Source organism: Fulvivirga imtechensis AK7, assembly GCF_000331535.1.
Taxonomy (GTDB): Bacteria; Bacteroidota; Bacteroidia; order Cytophagales; family Cyclobacteriaceae; genus Fulvivirga; species Fulvivirga imtechensis.
The window spans coordinates 1-20,434 of record NZ_AMZN01000117.1 but is presented as its reverse complement, the minus strand read 5'-3'; the positions used below and the strand labels follow the sequence as shown (position 1 = coordinate 20,434).

Annotated in this window: 16 protein-coding genes; 14 read left to right on the top strand and 2 right to left on the bottom strand. The window is 42.7% G+C overall.

The genetic code is table 11. From position 1 onward, the window contains the following. The first annotated feature begins 333 nt into the window (after window positions 1-333). The 4 genes from C900_RS29030 to C900_RS25870 all read left to right on the top strand — a co-directional run bounded on the left by C900_RS29030 (window position 334) and on the right by C900_RS25870 (window position 3,420). Window positions 334-876, top strand: coding sequence for a hypothetical protein (locus tag C900_RS29030; protein WP_051053032.1), 543 nt, complete (start codon window positions 334-336; stop codon window positions 874-876). A 419-nt stretch (window positions 877-1,295) separates the two neighbouring features. Continuing rightward, a complete protein-coding gene (locus C900_RS25880) occupies window positions 1,296-2,411 on the top strand; it encodes a transporter (protein ID WP_040497588.1) in 1,116 nt (371 codons plus the stop codon). Continuing rightward, the gene (locus tag C900_RS25875; protein WP_009583377.1) at window positions 2,411-2,875 is read left to right on the top strand and encodes a hypothetical protein; all 465 of its coding nucleotides are present in this window, start codon (window positions 2,411-2,413) and stop codon (window positions 2,873-2,875) included. Before C900_RS25880 ends, C900_RS25875 begins: the two co-directional genes overlap by 1 nt. A gap of 110 nt (window positions 2,876-2,985) precedes the next feature. After that, entirely contained in the window at window positions 2,986-3,420 is a 435-nt protein-coding gene (locus C900_RS25870) for a PA2169 family four-helix-bundle protein (RefSeq protein WP_009583376.1), read from the top strand. A gap of 240 nt (window positions 3,421-3,660) precedes the next feature. Here the strand turns inward: C900_RS25870 and C900_RS25865 are convergent, their stop codons facing one another. Next, window positions 3,661-4,323 (bottom strand): DUF4159 domain-containing protein, encoded by a 663-nt coding sequence (locus tag C900_RS25865; RefSeq protein ID WP_009583375.1) that lies wholly within the window; start codon window positions 4,321-4,323, stop codon window positions 3,661-3,663. A gap of 71 nt (window positions 4,324-4,394) precedes the next feature. Here C900_RS25865 and C900_RS25860 point away from each other — a divergent pair, with 71 nt between their 5' ends. From C900_RS25860 to C900_RS25835, 6 genes are all read left to right on the top strand, one after another. After that, window positions 4,395-4,883 (top strand): MarR family winged helix-turn-helix transcriptional regulator, encoded by a 489-nt coding sequence (locus C900_RS25860; RefSeq protein ID WP_040497587.1) that lies wholly within the window; start codon window positions 4,395-4,397, stop codon window positions 4,881-4,883. A gap of 393 nt (window positions 4,884-5,276) precedes the next feature. Continuing rightward, on the top strand, window positions 5,277-6,728 hold the full coding sequence (locus C900_RS25855) for a sodium:solute symporter family protein (RefSeq protein WP_009583372.1): 1,452 nt from the start codon (window positions 5,277-5,279) through the stop codon (window positions 6,726-6,728). After that, on the top strand, window positions 6,725-7,204 hold the full coding sequence (locus tag C900_RS25850; protein WP_009583371.1) for a GNAT family N-acetyltransferase: 480 nt from the start codon (window positions 6,725-6,727) through the stop codon (window positions 7,202-7,204). Before C900_RS25855 ends, C900_RS25850 begins: the two co-directional genes overlap by 4 nt. A 12-nt stretch (window positions 7,205-7,216) precedes the next feature. Next, the gene (locus C900_RS25845) at window positions 7,217-8,377 is read left to right on the top strand and encodes an amidohydrolase (protein ID WP_009583370.1); all 1,161 of its coding nucleotides are present in this window, start codon (window positions 7,217-7,219) and stop codon (window positions 8,375-8,377) included. After that, window positions 8,370-9,524, top strand: a complete 1,155-nt coding sequence (alr, locus tag C900_RS25840; protein WP_009583369.1) for an alanine racemase — start codon at window positions 8,370-8,372, stop codon at window positions 9,522-9,524. Before C900_RS25845 ends, alr begins: the two co-directional genes overlap by 8 nt. Before the next feature lie 3 nt (window positions 9,525-9,527). Next, the gene (locus C900_RS25835; protein WP_009583368.1) at window positions 9,528-10,598 is read left to right on the top strand and encodes an alanine racemase; all 1,071 of its coding nucleotides are present in this window, start codon (window positions 9,528-9,530) and stop codon (window positions 10,596-10,598) included. A gap of 444 nt (window positions 10,599-11,042) precedes the next feature. Here the strand turns inward: C900_RS25835 and C900_RS25825 are convergent, their stop codons facing one another. After that, on the bottom strand, window positions 11,043-11,894 hold the full coding sequence (locus C900_RS25825) for a formate/nitrite transporter family protein (RefSeq protein WP_009583367.1): 852 nt from the start codon (window positions 11,892-11,894) through the stop codon (window positions 11,043-11,045). 240 nt (window positions 11,895-12,134) lie between these two features. Between C900_RS25825 and C900_RS25820 the strand changes: the two genes are divergently transcribed. From C900_RS25820 to C900_RS25805, 4 genes are all read left to right on the top strand, one after another. Next, window positions 12,135-12,677: a Dps family protein gene (locus tag C900_RS25820; protein ID WP_009583366.1), complete on the top strand. Its 543-nt coding sequence runs from the start codon at window positions 12,135-12,137 to the stop codon at window positions 12,675-12,677. 45 nt (window positions 12,678-12,722) lie between these two features. After that, window positions 12,723-13,559 carry a universal stress protein gene (locus C900_RS25815; protein ID WP_009583365.1) on the top strand — a complete coding sequence of 279 codons (837 nt, stop codon included), beginning with the start codon at window positions 12,723-12,725 and terminating at the stop codon, window positions 13,557-13,559. 226 nt (window positions 13,560-13,785) lie between these two features. Continuing rightward, on the top strand, window positions 13,786-17,088 hold the full coding sequence (locus tag C900_RS25810) for a hypothetical protein (RefSeq protein WP_009583364.1): 3,303 nt from the start codon (window positions 13,786-13,788) through the stop codon (window positions 17,086-17,088). Continuing rightward, on the top strand, window positions 17,085-20,434 hold a 3,350-nt coding region (locus tag C900_RS25805), incomplete at its 3' end, for a DUF6443 domain-containing protein (RefSeq protein WP_040497585.1). The genes C900_RS25810 and C900_RS25805, both read left to right, overlap by 4 nt.

Genomic DNA, 20,434 nt, shown 5'->3' with positions numbered 1-20,434 from the left:
CAGACACTAAGTTTAAAGAACATTGATCCCTCTCTTGCTCCCCTAAGGAGTGAGGTATTAAGTACTTGTATATAGTCTTAACTTCAAGGCATTCAGGTCATCTCAATAAAATGACACAAAAGCAGTGCGCCACACTGTGCTAAATGCTCTTTTCTTATCACAAAAAATCATGCATAAATGTTTACAGGTGTAGGTGATATTTTTCAGTACAAAGTACCTACAGAAAGAACTTTTATGGCTATAACTTCCATATTAACAGTCGATAAGAAGAGTTTTTTTTGATTATACTTTCACTTTTGCTAAATAATTTCTAATATGTGTAACTTTTACACTATGCGCAGCATATCAGCCATATTATTGCTATCGATTTTCCTGACATACCATCTGGGTTACTATGGTGTTTATATAATTGTTGAACATCAGATAAACAGCCAGTGGAAAGAGAAAATATTGGAGGATCAGTTGGACATGTCTGCGCTTAAAACAGTATCTACACCCTTTTCATTACCCTATAGGCCTGACCAGGTGGACTACCAGCCTACTTTTGGTTTATTTAAAATCGACGGTGAGTTTTACCGCTTTGTCAAGTACCGGTATGCTATGGATACCTTGCACCTTGTATACGCCAAAGACCGTAAAATGGAGAGCCTGTATGGCTCTTTGCGGGATTGGGCTGTGACCTTCACAACTATTCCTGTCTCTAAAAGCGGGAATGTGGAGTGGTGGAAATCCATGTGCAAAGATTTTTTAATGAGCTTGTTTGCCAAAGAAGTGTATGACAGGCCGTTGTATGCTCAAAAGAAATACAGTAAGGGGTTACTGTTTGTCTACTCGTTTTTCATTGAAGTACCTTCACCGCCTCCCAAAACGACCTGATCTAACTGCTTTTTTGCTGTAGATTACTTGAAGTCAGCCCGTTATCAGTATTTACTTATTGTAATGGTACCATTACGTATGTCATGTTTGAGTGATAAGTAGTGTCTCCAAGAAAACGCCAATGTCTACGTTATGCTTGTCCCAAAAATACTCACGCACCTCAGTACGCTCCGCTTTTGGGACTTCATCCTGCTCTTTTGCGGGAACGTTTTCTTAAAGCTACTTAGAGTTTTCTTAGAGACACTAGTAGGCGAATGGGTTTAAACCTGCTTCTAAGCTTTCGGCAGAATCAGTACTCTAGTAATACATACTTAAAACACAACCATATATAAACCAATGTGGGTATGATAATTTCCTGCCCGAGAGTTTGCTATGCGCTTTCGGAAGGGATAACTGTACCCGTTAAAATATTATTGACAATGAAGAACCTATACTCATACATATTATTAGCTTTCCTTCTTACGCTGGGTTTGGATGCCTCGGGTCAGGGATGTGTGGCTATCAGATCATTCTCAGGATGTGCAGCCGGCACGGCAGGAAGTCCTATTTTAAAACCAGGAGACGCTATGTTATCCGGTAATTTCAGATATTTTCATTCTTTCAGGCACTTCAGAGGTAGGGAAGAGGAAACACATCGTATAGAAGAAGGCACCGAGGTGATCAACGATTCTTATTTTATGGACCTTTCTTTTACATATGCTTTTGCCAACCGTTTTTATGCCAGCCTGACTGTGCCATTCGTTTATCACGAGCGCTCGTCTATGTATGAACATGGAGGCAACAGCCTGGGGCAAAGGCATAAAACTTATGCTAAAGGACTTGGTGACATGAGAATTGCCGCGGGATACTGGTTATTTGCTGAGGAAAAGCGTCCGGGCACTAACATGGCGCTGGCACTGGGACTGAAGCTACCAACAGGAGAACCTGGCGCAGAAGGCAAGTTCTATAATGCTGGCCCTGATGGAGAAACGGTAACCAGACCTGTGGATCAGTCTATACAACCGGGAGACGGTGGTTTGGGTATCACCGTTGAAATGCAGGGCTTCCATCAGTTGAACGAAAGGCTTATTTTAAATGGTAACTTTTACTATCTGATCAACCCTCGTGAGCATAATGGGGTAAGAAGGAGAGATGGCGCTGATCCTTATGCTTCTCCTGATCAGTATGCCATCAGACTTGGGGCTACTTACACGTCATTATTCCCAGGCTTTGATGTCTATTTGGGAGGGCGTATGGAGTGCGTGCCTGTTAATGATCTGATTGGTGGAAGTAATGCCTACAGACGTCCCGGATATGCTATTTCCATAGAGCCTGGCGTAAGTTATGTGATTAATAACCTCCTTTTAAATGTTAGCGTACCCATTGCTGTTGAAAGAAACCGTACCCAAAGCTACCTGGATAAGCAGCGGGAGCGTTTAACAGGGCAACCAAGACACGGTGATGCTGCATTTGCAGATTATCTGATTAATGTGGGGATTGCCTACAGACTGAACAAGAAAGACAAAAAAATGGACGTATTTAACGCTGATCATTAATGTTGGTATACCTGCTAAATATTGCGGATAAGGCGGAGAAAAGCCTGGTCAAATGGCTGGAGAAATATGCTCTGATACTCTTACGGATGGCTATTGGGATCATCTACCTGTGGTTTGGAGCATTAAAATTTTTTCCGGAAGTAAGCCCGGCAGAGACATTGGCTTTGGATACAATTCGAATATTAAGCTTAGGTATGTTGGCAGATCAGGTGTCAATAGTAATGCTGGCCGTGTGGGAGTGTTTGATAGGTATTGCGTTGATCTTCAATATAAAATTGAGGACAACGCTTGTCCTGCTTTTACTCCACATGGCAGGCACATTGACACCATTTGTCCTTTTTCCTGAAATGACCTTTGGCGGTGAGCCTTACACCTTTACATTGTTTGGTCAGTATATTATGAAGAACGTGGTAATTATTACTGCTGCATTGGTGGTATTTGCAGTTGGCAGGAAGGGGAAATAGCTCTAAGTCCGGAATGAGCAGAGCGGCTTTAATCCATAGGCTGGGTGTAACTTTCTTTGCGTCCCATTGTTTTAACAGAAACGAGATTGTTAAACCAAAAAACTAACGCTATGGATACTAAAGTAAGTTCTGAAGTAAAAGAGATATTCGAAGTATTGAATGAGAGAATAAGAGGATACGAGAAGGCTGCGGAGCATGTACGAAGCACAGAATACAGGTCGCTCTTTGAAAAACATATGAGGGAGTCAAGGAATTTTGAAAATGAACTGAGGCCGTATTCGGAGAAAGCACCTGAAGAAGCCGGTACTCGTATCCAGGGTGATACATGGAGGTACTGGATGGGACTCAAAGGTGCGCTTTCATCAGACAAAGACGAAAGTATGTTAGAGGCATGTATCCGCGGAGAGAAGGCTGCTATAGATAAATATGAGCATGTGCTGGAAGATGATGATCTGCCTACGGATCTTAGAACTGTTTTAAGACGACAACTGGCAGAGATAAGAACCTCACATGATAACCTGGAGCGGCTGGAGGATTTAGAATAAGATCAAAAGTAATATCTATCAAAAAGGAGCTGTCTCAAAAAGACCAAACACAAACTGAAAGTCATTCTGACGGAGTCCCGATAATTATATAGTTATCGGGATTGCCAAGATTGAAATACCTGCTTTAAAACTTAGTAAGATCCCTCGGTTTCCTCCCCGAGTCAAGCTAGCTCGGGACAGGCGGGGGACTGGTCTTTTTGAGACAGCTCCTTTATTTTTAAAAATATATTAGAACGATAGCTACTGATACTGAGTAAAGCAGTAGGAAATAATATTAGCGCCCATTTTTAGCGCTTCCTGACGCTTAGACTCCGGGTCGTTATGTATTGACTGGTCTTCCCAGCCGTTGCCCAGGTCGGATTCATAGCTATAAAAGCACACCAACCTGCCTTTATGGATCAGCCCGAAGCCCTGAGCAGGTTTGCCATCATGTTCATGGATCTTGGGTAACCCGTTGGGAAAATCAAACTTTTGATGATAAATGGGATGGTCAAACGGTATCTCCACAAACTCCAGTTCCGGAAATACCTTTTTCATTTCAAGCCGAACAAACTGATCCAAACCATAATTATCATCAATATGCAGAAACCCCCCGGCCTCCAAATATTTTCTCAGATTTTCAGCGTCATTTTCAGAAAAGACCACATTTCCGTGACCGGTCATGTATACATAAGGGTATAGAAAAAGGTCCGGGCTGCTGACTTCCACCACTTCGTCATCCGTATCTATATTAGTATTGAGATTTCTGTTGCAAAATTCTATCAGATTAGGGAGGGCGGTTTTATTGGCATACCAGTCGCCACCACCATCGTACTTGAGCTTGGCGATCCTTATCTGTATTTGTCCAAATGAACTAAAGCTGCTCACCAATATGCAGACAGCAATCAATATCCACTTCTTCATGGCTAATATTATTTTCTACAGAAACTAATGTCTAACTTTTTTGTTAACTTTGCATTAAAATTATCAATAAGTTGGACTCCACGAGCATTTTAATCAATATTCGTAAAATTCTTCGTTCTGTTAATCTCGAATCCAAACGGATCCAGAAGGAGTACGGCATTAGCATTCCCCAGTTGTTAACGCTGAATTACCTAAAATCGTGCGAGGATTTCAAAGCCACACATAGTCAAATATCTAAATACCTCAACTTAAATTCCAGCACGGTAACAGGAATTATCAGCAGGCTGGAAAAGAAGAATTATGTCGCTAAGCTGCCCAACCTCAAAGATAAGAGGATAACCTATGTGGCATTGACTACAAATGGCGCTAATCTACTCAAAAGAACACCGCAACTAATGCACGAACAATTAAGCATCAAGCTTAATAAGCTTTCGGAAAATCAACTCCAGGAGATAGAACATGCATTTAAGCTGCTCATCGAGGTAATGGGAATTGATAATATTGAAGCTTATCCGCTCGTTACCCTTGATGAACTATCGTCAGATCAAGACGATAAATAGAGCCTCGGAGAGAATTTCTTAACTAAAAAATCAAACCCTACCAGTCCCCGGACTTGTTCCGGGGCCCCCTGTGAAAAGGGTGATAGCCAGAGTGATACACTGCAAAAACCAATGAAAATCCGAAGAATTGGGATTTTTTCTACGCCATTCCATTGCTTCGGATTTTTCAGACTACTTTTCAAGAAGTACTTTGCTGAAGAGCCCCGGCACAGGGCCGGGAACTGGTGCGTGGGGGGTATGGCGGGGTTTTTAAAGTTCCGAAAATAGAAAACTACCTTCAGCAGAATATATTAATATCCAGTAACTGTTATTATGCTTTCAAAAATGGTATTTTAAATGTTATATGCCTACTTTTGTGTTAAATTGTTTGTATAGAAACTAAATTGAAGCAGAATGCACTTGCTTGATCTGGCGATTTTCGTCATCTATATGTTGGTAATGTTGGGGGTTGGATTTTTCTTTCTTAAAAAAAACAAAGACACGGATGATTATTATGTAGGAGGCAGAAAAATGGGGCCATGGCACGTGGGCCTCTCCGTGGTGGCTACCGATGTAGGCGGCGGGTTTTCAATTGGCCTCGGAGGCCTGGGCTTTACCATGGGTATCGCCGGATCCTGGATGTTATTTACCGGTTTGATTGGCGCTTGGCTGGCGGCTGTGTTACTCATACCTAAGGTGAGCAGACTTTCAAAAGCACACAACTTTCTGACCTTTCCACAGATATTTGGCCATTTTTACAATGGCCATGTTGCACTGCTGGCGGGAATCATCTCAGCCATTGGTTATCTGGGATTTACAAGTTCACAAATATTGGCGGGCGCAAAATTAGCTTCAGCCTCCTTTATTGATCTCGATCTAAATACAGCCTTGATCATTATGGGCGTTATAGCTATTGTCTACACCGTAATGGGCGGGATCAAGGCGGTGATCTATACAGATACCATACAATGGATAATTTTAATGACAGGGCTGATCTTCATTGGTATTCCTTTGGGCTATATAGCCATAGGTGGCTATGATGCTATTGCAGCCACACTGCCGGCTGATTTCCTTTCTCTGCAAAATATCAGTTGGCAAACCTTTATCAATTGGGGTATTACTATTATCCCGATATGGTTTGTAGGCATGACGTTGTATCAGCGTATATATGCCTGCCGGGGAGCAAAGGAGGCGAGAAAGGCATGGTTTATAGCTGGATTATTTGAATGGCCCATTATGGCCATGATGGGAGTGCTGCTGGGGCTATTTGCCCGTGTAGGAGCCGAACAGGGCATGTTTCAGGAGCTTGGTTTTGGCGCTACCAACACTGTGGATGCCGAAATGGGGCTGCCATTATTGCTCAGGAGTGTGTTGCCGGTAGGCCTGATGGGACTAATGATGTCTGCTTATTTTTCAGCTATCATGTCAACGGCTGACAGTTGCTTAATGGCGGCATCAGGTAATTTGTTGACAGATGTTTTTGGTAAATGGCTCCATCTCAACAAAAGCGATAAAAGTATTCTGCGCACTTCGCAGATGCTGACCCTGGTAGTAGGTATCGCTGCTCTGGTGCTGGCTACATTTATGCAAAATGTATTAGAACTTATGCTTTATTCTTATGCGTTTATGGTCTCGGGGCTATTTATTCCTGTTATTGGCGCATTATTTTTTAAAAACACAAGCTCTCTTGCTGCATTTCTGGCAATGCTGACGGGAGGTACAGTTACACTTTCCCTGATCCTTTTCTCTACCGATTTGCCTTTTGGACTCGATGCTAATATTTATGGTATTACAGCATCTTTAGGAATGTTTTTGGTAGTTAATGAAATCAGAAAGAGACAAAAATTAAAATTAGCAAACTTATGAGTAAAATATCAGTTAAAAATAAAGATACAGATCAAATGATTGAATACAATGTACTAACACCGGCTGAAACAGTAGGGCTTATCCATCGGGAAGAGATTGCCGACTTTTTGTATGAGCACCTCGATGAATTCGGTGATAACAAAGCGGATATCGCCAAGGCAATCGATTATGCCTTGGATAGTGGGGTCACCCCGGGAGGCTTTGTGGTTACGGCCAGACTTGACAGAAAGGTGATTGGCGCTGTGGTGATGAACAGAACCGGTATGCAAGGGTATATTCCTGAAAATATTCTGGTATATATAGCCATTAATTGTGACTACAGGGGCAAAGGTATTGGTAAGGAATTAATGAAAAAAGCGATTGACAAGGCTGATGGTGATATTGCCCTGCATGTAGAACCCAATAACCCGGCAAAGTTTCTCTACGAGAAGTTGGGGTTCACCAACAAGTACCTTGAGATGAGGCTTAAAAAATAAGCACTGAACTATATGCCAGTTAAGGATGATCTTCTGCAGAAACTGCAGCAGTTGCGAAAAGATGTCCATCGACATCCTGAAGTTTCAGGTGAGGAAAAGGAAACTGCCAAACGAATAGCAGCTTTTATCAGGGAGTATAAGCCTGATGAGGTTTTGACAGACCTGGGGGGCTCCGGTATGGTCTTTATTTTTAAAGGATCAAAACCAGGGCCTACAGTGATGATCAGGGCTGAATTGGATGGCCTGCCTATCCGTGAGGTCAACGATTTACCTTATAGGTCTCAATACGAAGGCAAAGCCCATTTGTGTGGTCATGACGGTCATATGGCCATAGTGGCTGGCCTGGCTGGGATTTTTGCTGACCGGAGACCGCAAAGAGGTAACATAGCTTTGATGTTTCAACCTGCTGAGGAAACAGGCGAGGGGGCTGCCCGTATGCTCGAGAGTCGGGAATTTTTGAGAATACAACCCGATTATATCTTCGCTTTGCATAATTTGCCTGGATTTCCTAAAAACGAGATCGTTATAAAACCTGGGATATTTGCCTCTGCATCTAAGGGGTTCATCGCGGTGCTGGAAGGGAAAACCTCTCATGCTGCAGAACCTGAGAATGGAAAAAGTCCTGCCATGGCTGTCGCTGAAATGATCCTCTCCATTGAAAGGGCTGCACGTGAGGCCGATGAATTGAAGGGCTTCGCATTGGCAACAATAGTGCATGTCAAAATAGGGGAGCGGGCCTTTGGCGTTACACCTGGCAATGCAGTGGTAATGGCCACGCTTCGCGCTCACCATGATCAGGACCTGGAAAAGCTGGAGAATATTATTGCAGAACAATGCCACCAGATAGCCGGCAAGCATGGACTGAAACTGCGTTTGGATGAGACAGAGACTTTTCACTCAACCATTAATGATGCAGACTGTTCCATTCTTGTGGAAAATGTGGCTACTGAGCTAATGCTTACTGTATATAAGACCAGCGAAGCCTTTCGTTGGAGTGAGGATTTTGGCTTGTTTACCCAAAAATATAAGGGCGCTATGTTTGGCCTCGGGGCGGGGGAATCAACCCCGGACCTGCATAACCCTGATTATGATTTTCCTGATCAGATCACGAAATCCGGCATTTTAATGTTTTATCATATTATTGATCGACTTCTCAATAAAGCGAATGCATAGCACTTCAACTATAGTATTAAATTCAGAGTCATTAAAGTCTAACATTGACTTTATCAGGTCCAGTATCGGGCCTGATGTAAGGTTGTCCTCAGTGGTTAAGGGAAATGCCTACGGGCATGGTATCGAAGCTTTCGTGCCGTTGGTGGAGAGCTGTGGTGTAGACCACTTTTCCGTGTTTAGCGCTGATGAGGCACATCGTGTACACAGTGTGGTTAGCCGTGATAGCACTATTTTGATCATGGGTGAGGTTGGAGAGCACGGCCTGGAGTGGGTAATTGAAAACGATATCGAATTCTTTGTTTTTGATATTGAAAGGGCGCTTGCTGCTTTGACCATAGCCAGGAAACTGAGTAAACCAGCAAAAATTCATATAGAAGTCGAAACCGGCCTCAACAGAACCGGCTTTAATAAGCCCGGTCTGAAGCAACTGGTAGAGCTTATCAAAATTAGTGATGGCTACCTTGTTGTGGAAGGACTTTGCACTCATTATGCTGGCGCTGAAAGTATTGCCAATTATGTCAGGGTGCAGAATCAGATCAAGAAGTACAATAAATTTTACCAGTGGTTGGTCAGCCAGGGCATTACACCAACCCTACGCCATACTGCCTGTTCCGCAGCAGCTATGGCATACCCCAAAACACATATGGACCTGGTAAGGATAGGGATACTCCAATATGGCTTTTGGCCAAGCAAAGAGATATTCATTGACTACCTGGGTAAAATAAGGAATAAGGAAAAAACAGACCCTTTAAAAAGAGTCATTTCCTGGACGAGCTATATTATGAGCATAAAGGAAGTGCGAACAGGGGAATTCATCGGCTACGGAACCAGCTACCTGGCCCAACAGAACATGAGCATAGCCGCTGTCCCGGTCGGCTACGCGCACGGCTATAGTCGCATATTGAGTAACCAGGGACGTGTACTGGTAAACGGACGCAGAGTAGGGGTGGTTGGCATTGTAAATATGAATATGATGATGATCGACATCTCAGATGTGCCTGATGTACACAAAGGGATGAAAGTGACACTTATTGGTGGCAAGGACGAAACAGCCATTTCCGTAGCTTCTTTCGGGGAGCTTAGTAACCAGTTGAATTATGAGCTGCTTACCCGGCTTCCACATGATATTCCCCGTTTAATTAAATAAGCAATGGCATTTTTAGAACTATACAAAGATCGTTTAAAGCATAACTACCAATACCTGGGCAGGCTTTTTGAGGAGCGGGATATTCAATGGGGTGTTGTCACAAAATTGCTTTGCGGTAATAGAAACTACATCAAAGAGGTAATAGACCTTGGGGCCGAAGAGATCCACGACTCCAGGATCAGCAACCTTAAAGTGGTGAAGAGTATCAATAAAGGCATTCAAACCGTCTATATAAAACCCCCGGCAAAAAGAAGTATACCGAGTGTGGTCAAATATGCAGATGTGAGCTTTAATACCAGCTATACAACCATAAAAATGCTCTCGGAAGAAGCACAAAAGCAGGGGAAAAAGCATAAAATCATCATCATGATCGAGATGGGCGATTTGCGGGAGGGAGTATTAGGTGAAAATGTGATTGATTTTTATGAAAGAGTATTTGAGCTGCCCAGCATAGATGTGATAGGCATTGGCACCAATCTTAACTGCCTGCATGGTGTGATGCCCTCCCAGGATAAGCTGATCCAGTTAAGTTTGTACAAACAACTGATCGAAGCCAAATTTGATCGTAAGATCCCATGGGTATCAGGGGGCACTTCGGTAACGATCCCTTTGCTGCTTAAGAAAATGCGCCCAATGGGCATCAATCATTTTCGTGTTGGTGAGATACTGTTTTTCGGGCTTAATCTTTTTACCATGAAAACTGTAAAAGGTATGAAAGACGATGTTTTTAAGCTGTATGCAGAGATCATCGAGTTATATGAAAAACCCAAGGTTCCCACCGGTGAGCTGGCGGAGAACCCTTCAGGTGAAGTGATGCAGATCAGGGAGGAAGATTACGGCAAAATGTCATACAGAGCTATTATCGATATTGGCCTGCTCGATATTTCTCCCGAATTTTTAATTCCCGATGATGATAAAATTGAGATTACCGGGGCTAGTAGTGATATGTTGGTTATCGACCTGGGCAAAACCAGAAGAAATTATACAGTAGGGGACCTGGTATCATTCAAGCTGAGGTACATGGGGGCATTAAGCATTCTCAACTCAAATTATATTGATAAGAAGATCATTTAGGCCAGCCCGTCTCGCCTTCGCGAAGCTTTCAGCGGAGAGGGCTGGTGTCTCTAAGAAACCTCAAAATTTATCGTCATTGCGACCTGTCCCGAGCTTTATGTCGGGAGGAAGGAGCAGACTGACGCACGGGAAGCCGCTCCTGACGTGGCAATCCCCCAATCAATAACGGGAACTATATTACTTCGCAACTTTAATCATTCTTTCAATTTTAGGGGACTGCCGCGCTCCCTTTCAGTCGCTCGCAGTGACGTTTGCTTCGCCACATTTCTAAAGCCGTCATTGCGAACGAAGTGCGGCAATCCCCGCTTCTTTGGAGTGCAGTAAGAGGGGATCGCTTCGATTCTCTTCGTGGCAAGCACGGGAATAGGCGCGATGACGACAGAGTTTTCTCTCACCGGCTTGGCTCCTGCCGTCATTAGGATCTATGGTCGCTGGATTTGCACGCTACTCCAGCGTTTTATCCTTCTTTTTCATTTCGCTGAACTTGATGGTGCTGAATTTGATCACCGAAACAAACACCACCCCCCCGATGATATTCCCCAACGTGGTCCAAAACTGGAAGTGGAAATAATCGACTATTTCAATTCTGGAGGTTATTACACCGGCAAAAACTTCGATAGAGCCTACTATAGAGTGATGCAGACCGCCCAGCCCAATGAGCGAGGTGATCAGCACGATCATGAGTATACGGCTGATCGTTTCCTGAGACGAGGTGACCAGCCAGGAGAGCTGTCCCATCAGCCAGCCGGCCAAAATGCTGCTTCCCAATATTACCAGCCAGTTGTACTTCACCATGTTATGCGCCAGGTGGTAAAAGGCATTGTCGGAAATAATGCCCATGGTCGGGCCAAGACCACTTAAGATCATAGCCATCACATATCCGCCTATCAGGTTGCCCACATAAATAATGCTCCACAGCCTGGCCAGACTTTTAATAGAGGCAGAACCTCTCAGCACAGGAATAACAGCCAGTGTGGTATGCTCGGTAAACAGCTCTGAGCGCCCGATGATCACAAAAATAAATCCAATAGGATAGGCGAATGCAATGACCAGGTGCATAGCATATTCAGAAATATGAGGGTGGAGCAATGTGTATAACACACCACTTAAAAACAGCGTAAAGCCTACCTCGAGACCGGCAGCCAGAGAGGAGGCGAAAAGGCCCTGAGATGAGCGATTGTGTACCGCCAGCCCGGTATTGATCTGCTCCCGGAAAATGTGATATACCGTCTTTGGCTCATTACTTACGTCTTCGACTTTCTGAGGTTTTGATCTAAATATATTCTGTAGTTTCATAACATTCATATAAAGAAGAAAAGATATTGAATGTTTAAGAGTGGTGTTTATTCTACAAATAGTACAGTGCTTTTCTCGATCATTGTACCGGAAATAGTCAAAACTAACGGTGAGCCTGTAAAAATATTTAAATAACACTTCTAAGGACGCCCTGACCCTCTGTGGCTGAACTTTCTTGATAACATCAACTTATTTGTATGGTAATTGTTATTCTAATAATCAAACAACAGGAATAATAAAATGGGATCACATACTACACGAGAAATTCAAGACGAATCGAAAGCATCAAAAAAAGACAAGAGGTATTGGGAGTATAAAAAGCTTGGCTTTTCTAAACCTGATACCGCAGAAATAGTCAACTCACTGAATCAGTTGTTGGCCAACTACCAGATACACTATCAAAAGCTCAGGAACTATCACTGGAATGTAGTAGGCCCCGACTTCTTTGACCTTCATGAAAAGTTTGAGGAGCAGTATAACGAGGCTATTGAAAATATTGATGATATAGCCGAACGGATCAGAGTTTTTGGTTACACCCCTATGAGCAGTCTCAAAGAATATCTTGCCAACTCTGAGATAAAAGAAACGGGATCTAACCTTTCAGGAATGGAAATGGTGTCTGAAATATTGAAAGACTTTGAAATATTACTATCTTACATGGTAAACGTAGCCGATGCAGCCATTGACACGGGTGATGTGGGCACGGAAGACATGATAAACTCCTTCATTAAGAAGATGGAAAAGAGTCATTGGATGTTTACCGCGTTTGCTACAAAAAAATAAGATCACCCCAGGCAGCCAACAGGTTACGTCTGAAACGCTATTGTTATGGGAAATCAAGCAAAAGGCATCCTGGTTCCTGTTGACTTTACAGAGGCAGCCAGACATGCAGTAATGAATGCCATAGAACTGGCAAAGCAGTTGAATACCGATGTTTACCTGGTCAATTTTATCCCTCCTGTAAAGAAAAAACGGGTTAGGAAAGCCGGCGCTGATATTGAAGCTATAAGTATTGATCTGTCATCTTCCATTAATCTGCTGAGGGAAAATGAACAGCGGCTGGCTGATATGCTGAAGGAAATGGATAAGGCTGACGTCACAGTGCATTCCGAGATTAAAATCGATAAATTGGCTTCCGGTGTTAAAAAGCAGCTCAAAAATAAGCATATCGACCTGATCGTTATCGGAATTACCGAAGCACATACCGTGGGTGACTCATTTTACAAGGCCAGTAAGGCCCGGGATTTGATTGAAGTTACGTGCCCGATCATGGTATGCAACAATCACTCTCACCAATTCAGGGAGCACCAAAAGGTAGTTGTCTCGCTCGACTTTGACTCACTTGACCAGGACAATATTTTTAACCTGGTAGAGATTGCCAAAAAGCTATCCTCAAAGATCCACTACATACACGTCAACGACCCTGCTGACAAAAAGAAATGGACCACTGCCCGAATCCGAGCCTACCTCAGAAAGCACAATCTTTCCGCAGATGCCGTACGCGTAATAGACAGCGACCACAAAGAAAAAGCGGTGCGTCAATACGCCACCGATGAAAATGCTGACTATATCGCCATCAGCCGTTTCAGCAAAACCTCGGAATCTGAAAGACAGTATACCGAGCAGGTGGTGAAGGAGACGGAGAGTCCGGTTTTTGTTTATTAGCCAACTTACAGTATCCCATTTTCTGTCCAAATTTTCTTCGCCATTTGGTTCGTTTACCAATCCTCTATTTATCAGTATTTGATTTATTGTATTTTTATTAAAAAACATTACAAAAAAAGAATGTAATATTTTGTTTTGAATTTAGAGCCTGTTAAATTGCGAACTATTTCTTTTCTAACATTTATTTGAACACTAATAAGCAGTTCATTTACTTAAATTGGAATCAATGGCTTTTTATCTAAGGCGATCTGTGCTCTCAGGGATTTTAATCCTCTACTTTGCTTTACCAGCTTCTTTAATTGCTCAGGAAATTAATCCTTTTCAAGATGTATTTATTGCTTCTCCTAATGCCGCTTCCTTGGCAAAATTTGCTGATATTCCTGTAAATTACCACACAGGGATTCCAAACATATCTATCCCTCTTTATACTGTTAAGGAAGGACCTTTAGAGCTTCCAATCAGTTTAAGCTATCATGCATCTGGTTTAAAAGTGATGGAACAGGCCAGCTGGACCGGAGCTGGGTGGTCATTGAACGCTGGTGGAATGATTACTCGAACTATCCAGGGGAGGCCTGACGAGTTATATTTATACGGTGGGAGCGGATCTTATTTACGGGATAATGGCTATTTTAGTTATCTATATGAGGGAATCCCACCTTATGATGAGCAAGGCCCAGATTGGTATGATTTTTCCAGTGGTAAAAAGGATGGAGAGCCTGATCTGTTTTTCTTCAACTTCAGTGGCTATTCAGGAAAGTTTCATTTCAAAGAGGATGGTTCTGTCGCTATTATTCCAGCTAATCAGGATTTACACATTGAGCCATTATTTTGTGATGGAAATGGTTGTAATTTGAGTCAGGAGTATCTGTATGGATGGGCAGTGACCACGCCAGACGGGATTAAGTACTATTTTGGAAAAACTGTTGGGAATACCGGAGATATTGATGCTGTTGAGAGAACTTCGAGCTATTATGAGAATGCTCAAAGTACAACCGTCAGTTTAAAGACTTTTTCAAGTTGGTATCTGTATAAAATAGAGTCACCGGATAACCAATGGGCTATTAACCTTTCTTACACCGAAGAAAAATATGCTTATTACAGCCTTTCACTATCTCCTGAAGATGCCGCAGGGCAATATGCTCCACCGGACGGTATCACACTAATAAAAAATTCTATTGACGGATTAAGGTTGAGCGAAATTACTTTTACAAATGGTAGTGTTCGTTTTGTTCCACATAATAGCTTTAGGGAAGATCTGTCTCGTTATACCAGCACAACATGGAATGATTTAACTGATTACGATAATGATAATGCAAAGTCACTTTCGAGGATAGAGATATCTAATGATAACGACTTTTGTAAAGTGTATGAATTTAAATACGACTACTTTGTCGACAATAGTTCTGTACTAAAAGGCTATCTTGCTGAATTAAATAATACATATAGCTTAAATCTTCATACTGATAAAAAGAGGTTAAAGTTGCTTTCCTTACAGGAGAAATCATGTGATGGAAGTATGATCTCTCTTCCATATCAGTTCACCTACTTTGAAGGTGCAAAAGTGCCACGGAATCTCAGTTTTGCTCAGGACCACTGGGGTTACTACAACGGTGCGGATGCAAATGAAGACCTGACTCCAAAGGTTTCCACCGATGGAGGTACTACTTTTTCGTCTGGAGCAGACAGGGAAGGTCACTGGCCACAAATGAAAACCGGAGTTCTTGAACAGGTCATTTATCCCACCGGTGGTACGGCAAATTTTGTTTTTGGAAATCATACAATGAGCTACTGGCATTGTCCCCCACCTTATACTAATTGTGGTAGCCAAACACGTGAGGTAGGAGGCTTGCGAATTGAAGAACTCATTTTAAATGAAGGGCTGCATGATGAAGTCAGAACGAATTATCAGTATGTTAATGAATATGGTGAGGACACAGGTACGTTGTTCGGGCGACCCAACTATATATATATATTAAGAAATGAAGTTAATTATCTTAGTTTTAGCGGTGTGGGTACCCCTGATGGGAGTTGGGTTCCAGGTGGATGTAAGGATACCGGGGATGGCACTTATCTCTATTTGATATCACCGTCTAGTGTTCATCCCTTGCGATCTGCTCAGGGGTACCATCTCGGATACAGTGAAGTGAAGGTGGTTCAGGCTGATGGAGGATATGAAATTTATAAATACAAAGGTGGTTTTCAATATTCAGGAGACGTTAGTGAACGCATTGTAGATATTTCATCATGTGATCCATTCGTCATACCTGAATACCCGCCGCAGCCAGAACCATATGATCCCTATCGTGGCGAGTTAGAATATCATGGGGTGTTTCACGTCAATGGAAATCCTGTTCAGGAAACTTTTTATGCTTCCGATTTCAGCAGGGATTTGGTGGGGTCTAAGGCACTACGTGTTCAGACTGACCCTAAACTGAATATACTTTGGGCTAAGGAATATGACTACAAAAGCTACAAAAAGGCTGAATCAACGGTTATTGAAAAGATTTACAATCCCAAACTGCCTGAGAAGGAACCGGTAATTAAGAGAGTAGAGACAATATTTGGCAGTGATTATCACTCCAACCCAACGGCAATAGAGACTTACAGTGGCGAGGGTAACGAAGGGGCACTGTTGACCGGTTTTAAATACAAATATGTTGGGGATATGGATCTGTGTAATTTTTCGAGCATTCCTTTAAAACAACAATACATTACTGATAGTACTGCATTGTACAACAACTATCAGAGTGATGTGGCCGCTTGTAATGGAGATAGGGTATGTATGGCAAATACCTGGAGGAGCTGGCAATATTATCAAAATGAGTTGAGGATCAATTATGTAAATGATCTTCTCAACCAACCCGATTATCAGCAATGCCTTAATGATACTTATGCTGTAGCAGATAACAAACTTAAACCAATTCTTGACCTGAAAAGGCAATACCGTTCAGGAGTTTTATTAGAAGATTCAAAATGGAATGCATCAGGGTTGTTGGAAAGCTTTCATACAGAGTATAGCGACTTTTCTTCAGACAGAACAGGTATTTATCCGACCGCTGTTTATTCACTGAAGCCACGAACACCAGTATTGGGATTTGTTCCGCTGCATATTGAAAACAATATGATGATAACAGATGAAGATTATGATGCTGAGCCGGAAGCCCAATATAAATATAGTAGTGGACGCATTGTGGAAATATTAAATAAAGGTGGTGTTTATACTTCATATGTTTGGGGCTACAATAACACATTTCCTATAGTTAAAGCTATTGGAGTTAGCTGGCCCGATTTAAGCAATACCTATAATACTGTTGGAGGAAATTTAATAAGCCTAAGAAATCATCAGTCAATGGCCGGAGCATTGATTTCTACCTATACATATAGCCCGCTGCTTGGAATGCTTTCAGAATCAGATCCTAATGAATATACCCGATCCTATACATACGATAGGATCGGAAGATTGATTGTGGTTAAGGATGAAGAGGGAAATATTATTCAGAACTATAAATACGAATACACAGAAAGATGAATAAGATACTAGTTTGCCTTTTTGCAACATTATTAACTAACCATTTTGATGCTGTTGGTTTTACTTCGGCTAACAACGATAGGCCTGAGAGGGAGCGGAGCAATGTTAGTGATATTCCGGAAGTGTGTCTAAATTGGACTTTACCTTATTATGCTACTTGCAATATAGGTCAGGGCACTGGTTCTGAATGTTGGTGGGAGATTACTGGTGGATATACTTATGGAGCACCTGAAGACGAGCAAATAGATGTCACATGGAATAAACTTGGTTACGGGAAAGTTAGAAGATACATAAAATATTTTAATACCTATACCAATGAATATGTTACTTCGAGTTTCACAGTGGCGGAAGTTCATGTTGTATCTGTCCCATCATCTCCGGATGCAGTATTGTCAGTTGTCTCTTATGACTGTGGGTCAGCCACCCTGACCTATACCGGCAATCCTGACGAGGACATGCAATGGTATTGGCAAGAGGAAGAATTTGGTACCTCTACCAGCGCTGCCAGTGCAGCAAGGCAGTATATAGCTCGAGAACCTAAAGACTATTATCTAAGAGCAAAAGCTTCTTGCGGGTGGAGCAATGTTTCAAAAAAGATATCTGTTGCATCCGGATGGAAGTCTATTCCAGGTGCTCCTGCCGTTAATTTAGATTTTAATAGGGATTATGTTACTGTAACAGCATCCCGCTCAACCGATGAGTGGTATACAAGTGCTTCAGGTGGAAGTCCGTTTTATACCGGCTTGTCAAAAACTTTTCCTAAAACTGACCCGGGTGATTATTATATTGGAGCCAACAATAATGGATGTCGTAGCTCGCTAAGGTCTCGCGTTAACTGGGCGGGTACTGACGATATTAAAGTTTGTGTAGGGGATGTTAAAAGCTATACATTCTCTTGCAATTTTGGTCAGGGAACGCTTCAGTCTTGTGGGTGGGAGGTAATCGGAGGTACGTGGACGAGTAATGGGGATCAGATCACTGTGACCTGGAATCAGCAGGGAGAAGGCTCAGTGGTACGTACGGCTGAGTATAGTTATAATGGACAAACCTATCCTATAAGAGCAGTAGTAGCTACAGTGGATATTAACAACAAGCCTGCACCTCCACAAACGACATTTTCGATTACCTACCAATGTGGAGAGGCTCTGATCAAGTACAATGGTAGTTCTTCAGGGGATGTTAAATGGTACTGGCAGGATAGTGGTGGAGGATATAATGAAGATGCTGTGCATGCTGCTAACCCTTACCGTGTTTTACAGCCAAAGACATATTATCTTAAAGCCAAAAATTATTGCGGTTGGAGTAATCCGATTTCAGTATCTACAGTTAGTGGCTGGAAAGCTTTGCCTGATCCACCTGTAGTCACACAGGAAGAGGCTTGTGCTAACTTTGGAGGTAATACTGTGACGGTTACCTCGTCCAGTACAACTGATCGCTGGTATACAGGCGCCTCAGGAGGTACTCCTTTCTATACTGGTAATTCCTATATTTTTAATAAAACCGATACCAGGACCTTTTATATCGAGGCATTTAATGGAACTTGTAAAAGTGCTACCAGAACAAGCTTTTCTCTGGACCTTGATAATTGCCGGGAGGTGTGGAGACTTTGTAAAGATTATTACGAAAACGATTGTTACTTATCAGGTCATCCTGATGCTACTTGTACCTTTGAATCAACAGGAGGTGGATTGTTTAATGCTGCAGACGGAAGGAAAGGTGTGAGTTGGACTGCCCCAGGGTATGGAAATATAAAAAAGGTTTATTCCTACTTTGATGAGACTGAAGAGACGCAGGTTATTCTGAAGGAAAAGTTGGATGCCGTATGGATAAAAGAAGGTTACATAGACAACGTTACCATTGCAGCTACATATAGTTGTGGTTCTGCAGTTTTAATGTATCAGGGAGGACCAACCGAGCCGGAAGTGACCTGGTTTTGGCAAGAAAGTGATAACGGCACTTCCGAAGCAAGCGCGATGTCTGGTAATGCTCTAAAGGTGTATGAACCGAAGGAGTATTTTCTGCGAGCGAAAAGCCCATGTGAATGGAGGACTCTTGCCTCATTTATTGTCGCTCCATTGTGGGAGGACTGCCAGTTCACAATAACAAGTATAAATCCTTTAAAAAAGGGATACTTAACTCAGGGAAGCATAGATATGCAAAATCCATATAACTCGAGTATCAATGTACAACATTATGATGGTTTTGGGCGAGTTGTGCAGATTATTGCCAAAAGTGGTTCTCCTGAGCCCGACAAAAAGGATATTGTGACCGGAGTAGAATATGATGATACAGGTAGAAAATATAAATCATTCCTGCCTTATGTAAGCACTGCAAATGATGGTGCGTATAAACCTTCAATAGGTAGTGAAGTTAGCGCCTTTTATCAAGGGACGTCTGGGGTTGCAAATGACGCAATTCCATATTCTGTTACAAAATATGAGCCTTCGAGAGCTAATAGGTTGATGGAACAAGGCGCCCCCGGAGAAGCCTGGCAACCAGTCGAAGGAAATCCACAAGCAGGAAAAACCGTAAAATTTGCGTATGACATCAATACGGCTGCAGATAATGTAAAAGTTTGGATTATAACTTTTGGTACACCAAGCAGCACGCTATACGATCCAGGCCAACTCACCAAAACCATCACCACAGACGAAGAAAACCACCAAACCATAGAATTTGTAGATAAACTCGGCCGTACCATCCTCAAAAGAGTACAAGTCCACGAAAACGGAGCCACTACCGAAGATTGGGCCGACACCTACTACATCTACGATGATTTCGGCAACTTAAGATTTGTATTACCTCCCATGGCCAATCAAAAACTATCCGAAGGAGCCACTATCAATGACCCCTTCCTGGCCCAATGGGCCTTCTGCTACAAATACGATGGCCGCAAGCGCATGATCGAAAAGCGTGTGCCCGGAGCCGACTGGGTATATATGGTCTACGACAAAAGGGACAGGCTGGTACTCACCCAGGACGGCAACCAGAGAAAGCATTTACAGAATGCAAACCTGGATAATGAGTGGACTTTTACAAAGTATGATGCACTGAATCGCCCCATTAACACTGGCATTTTAACTGATGACAATAATTTTGACCAGGCAGACATGCAGGTCCATGTAAACGGCAGAGTGGGAGACGAAGATGCCTGGTATGAAACCCGGGGCACGACAGTCCACGGCTACACCGACCAAAGCTACCCCACCGGAGTAGCTGCCAACGACTACCTGACCGTCACCTATTACGATGACTACACCTTCAAAAACCTGCCGGACTTTGGCGCTGCTTACAACTATAGCGTTCCCACCCAGCTAGGCTCCCAAACCACCCCACAAGGCACCTA